Origin of the sequence: Limnohabitans sp., from assembly GCF_044373035.1 — a bacterium.
Taxonomy (GTDB): Bacteria; Pseudomonadota; Gammaproteobacteria; order Burkholderiales; family Burkholderiaceae_C; genus Limnohabitans_A.
The window spans coordinates 1-3,107 of record NZ_JBILQU010000196.1; the positions used below are offsets into that span (position 1 = coordinate 1).

Genomic DNA, 3,107 nt, shown 5'->3' on the forward strand with positions numbered 1-3,107 from the left:
CTGCGTTGTTGACCAGCCCGGTCAGGCGGCCGAATTTGGCGTCGATGTGCTCGAACATGCGCAGCACCTGCGCTTCGTCGGCCACGTCGGCTTGCACCGACATGGCTTGCCCGCCCGAGGCGCGGATCTGGCGCACCACTTCGTCGGCCGCCAGCGAGTTGGCGGTGTAGTTCACCGCCACAGCCCAGCCGCTGTGTGCCGCCAACAAGGCGGTGGCCGCCCCAATGCCCCGGCTGCCGCCGGTCACCAACAAGACTTTGTCCATGGCATGTCTCCTGCAAAAGTTTGTGAGAACGGTTAAAACCCTTGTCCCGTTCAAAGATTACACAACACACAAGGAGACAGCATGGGTCGCACAGTGGACTATTACTTCGCCCCGCAAAGCCCCTGGGCTTATTTGGGCCACCAGCGCCTGGCCGACATGGTGCAGCGCCACGGAACCACGGTGCGGGTGATGCCGATCGATTTGGGGGGCAAGGTGTTCCCGATTTCGGGCGGCTTGCCTTTGGGCCAGCGTGCCCCGCAGCGCCAGGCGTATCGGCTGTTGGAGTTGCAGCGCTTCAGCCAGCACCTGAATGTGCCCCTGAACATCAAGCCCAAGTATTTCCCTGTCGGTGGCGACGACTCGGCCCGTTTGATCATTGCCGCCGATCTGGCCCAAGGCCCGCAGGCGGCCATGCAGATCGCGGGCGCGATTTTGGCGGCTTGCTGGGCGCAAGAGCGCAACATGGCCGACGACAAGGTGCTGGCCGAACTGCTGCAAGAGCAGAACTTGCCAGTCAGCTTGATGACGCAGTCACGCAGCCAGGCGGTGCAGGTGCGTTACGAGACCTATACCCAGGCGGCGATAGACGCGGGCGTGTTTGGCGCGCCCAGCTATGTCGTCGATGGCGAGTTGTTCTGGGGCCAGGACCGCCTCGACTTTGTCGAGCGCGCACTGGCACGCTGACACGCATTTTTCACTGAAAGGAAGACACATGGGAACGATGATCGAACTGAAGTCGGCCGACGGCACGTTGGTGCCCGCCTACGAAGCACGCCCTGCAGGCACACCCAAGGGGGCTGTGGTGGTGATTCAGGAAATTTTTGGCGTCAATAGCCACATCCGCCAAGTGGCCGATGGCTATGCGGCAGAGGGTTACCTGGCTGTGGCCCCGGCCGCCTTCCACCGCGTCAAGCTGGGGGTGGAGCTGGGGTACACCGATGCCGACATGGGCGAAGGCTTTGGCTACAAAACGGCGGTGGAGGCTTTGCCCGCGCCCGGCGTGCTGCAAGACATTCAGGCGGCCATTGACCATGGGGCCCAGGCTTCAGGGGGCAAGGTGGGCATCGTGGGTTATTGCTGGGGCGGTTTGCTGACTTGGCGTGCGGCCTGCACTTTGTCCGGCCTGAGTGCGGCGGCACCGTATTACGGCGGCGGCGTGACCACAGAAGCCGAAACCGCCCGCCAGCCTCGCGTGCCTGTCATGGCGCATTTTGCGGAAGAAGACAAATGGATCCCGTTGGATTCGGTCGCGGCTTTCAAAAACGCACATCCGCAAGTGCAGGTGTTCACCTATGCCGCGCACCACGGCTTCAACTGCGACCAGCGCGCTTCATGGCATGCGCCTTCGGCCCAGCTGGCGCGTGAGCGCACGCTGGCGTTTTTCAAGCAGCATTTGGGCTGACTTGACCGATCAATCGCCTGTGCGCGCCAAGTAGCGCTTGCGCCAGAACACCAGGCCCAGGGTGGTGGCAATGGCCGCCATGCCGCTCAGCGTCCACCAAAAGGCGCTGGCCTTGTGCAGCCAGGGCATGAATTCAAAGTTCATGCCGAACACCGCAGCGATCAGGTTCAGGGGCAAGAAGATTGCGGTCAGCGCTGTCAGGGTGCGCATAATGTCGTTGGTGCGGTTGCCTTGGGCGTTGAAGTGCATTTGCACGGCGGTTTCGGTGTTGTGTTCCAAGCGGCGTACGTGGTGAACGACCCGGTCGATGTGTTCCAGCACGTCCCGGCAGCGTACTTTCAACAACTCGTGCTCGCGCAGCGCGGTTGGGTCATCGCTCACCACCCAGTCGTCCAGGGTTTCGTTCCAGTTGAGCATGGCCGTGTGCTGGTCGTTGCACAGGTCTTCCAACTGGTGCAGGGCCAGCCGGGCTTGCAGCAAGGCGTCCCAACGCCGAAAGCGCGCACCGGGGTGGATCAGCTCGGCTTGCCAGTGGTCGAGCTGGCGGCTCAGTTCGCGGCGCAAGTCGAGGTAAGCGTCCACCATTTGGCTGACGATGCGCAGCATCATGTCGGCAGGGCTTAAGGGGATGCCTCGTGCCCCGGCAGAGCGTGGGTCGTGTGCCAAGGTCTTGTCGCCCGTTGTGTTCAAAAGGCGACTCGCGTAGGCTTCGCGCACGGCGCAGTCGTCTGGGTGCACGCTCAGCAGCACCCGCTCAAACACCGCAAAACCCACGGGACTGGTGTCGATGCGCTGCAAGATGGGTGGGCCGGTCCGTTTGCCCGGGGCTTGTGCGGCCTTGGTTTCTCCGTGCCGGGGCGCGGCGATCGTTTGCTGCGCCAATCGGCGAAACACCAACAAGTCGTAGTGCGAGGTGAAGTCGTAGCGCGAGGGCAGCTGGCCGTTGAGCAAGTCCGCGACATGCAGGTCCACCAGACTTTGCCCCGTCAGTTGCTGCAGGCTGTCTTGGATGGCGGGTAAATGCTGCTCGAAATGCGAGCGAGAAAAAGCCAGCCAGAGGAAGCCTTCCTCGGGCATGGCCTGGGGCTGCGGGGTTTCAGCGCTGAGCTCAGGCCAAGCCTGCACCTGGTGCCGGTGATGCTGAATACACGCATCCCGGGCACGCCCGAAGGGCTGTGGGCATCATTCAATGGGCCGCAATCCAGCGTGCGGCGTCGCGGGCAAAGTAAGTCAGCACGCCATCGGCACCGGCCCGCTTGAAGGCCAGCAGGCTTTCCATCATCACCAAGTCATGGTCGAGCCAGCCGTTTTGTGCGGCCGCTTTGAGCATGGCGTATTCGCCCGACACCTGATAAGCGAAGGTCGGCACCTTGAATTCGTCTTTGACGCGGCGCACGATGTCCAAATACGGCATGCCGGGCTTGACCATGACCATGTCTG

The 3,107-nt window shown here is 62.6% G+C and carries 4 protein-coding genes and 1 pseudogene; 2 read left to right on the plus strand and 3 right to left on the minus strand.

What is annotated here, in order from left to right; translation table 11 throughout:
* Nucleotides 1-265 (minus strand): SDR family NAD(P)-dependent oxidoreductase (locus tag ACIQ47_RS15755; RefSeq protein ID WP_396438984.1); only part of this gene is annotated, 265 nt, incomplete at its 3' end.
* Between the two features lie 81 nt (nucleotides 266-346).
* Between ACIQ47_RS15755 and ACIQ47_RS15760 the strand changes: the two genes are divergently transcribed.
* Together ACIQ47_RS15760 and ACIQ47_RS15765 are read left to right on the plus strand one after the other, a co-directional pair.
* Entirely contained in the window at nucleotides 347-949 is a 603-nt protein-coding gene (locus ACIQ47_RS15760; RefSeq protein WP_396438985.1) for a 2-hydroxychromene-2-carboxylate isomerase, read from the plus strand.
* Nucleotides 950-977: 28 nt separating this feature from the next.
* Nucleotides 978-1,667, plus strand: coding sequence for a dienelactone hydrolase family protein (locus tag ACIQ47_RS15765; protein ID WP_396438986.1), 690 nt, complete (start codon nucleotides 978-980; stop codon nucleotides 1,665-1,667).
* Nucleotides 1,668-1,676: 9 nt separating this feature from the next.
* On the opposite strand, the gene ACIQ47_RS15770 is transcribed toward ACIQ47_RS15765, so the two are convergent.
* Both ACIQ47_RS15770 and ACIQ47_RS15775 read right to left on the minus strand, forming a co-directional pair.
* A complete protein-coding gene (locus ACIQ47_RS15770; protein WP_396438987.1) occupies nucleotides 1,677-2,744 on the minus strand; it encodes a magnesium transporter CorA family protein in 1,068 nt (355 codons plus the stop codon).
* A gap of 109 nt (nucleotides 2,745-2,853) precedes the next feature.
* A pseudogene (locus tag ACIQ47_RS15775) lies at nucleotides 2,854-3,107 on the minus strand (porphobilinogen synthase); the annotation flags it as partial.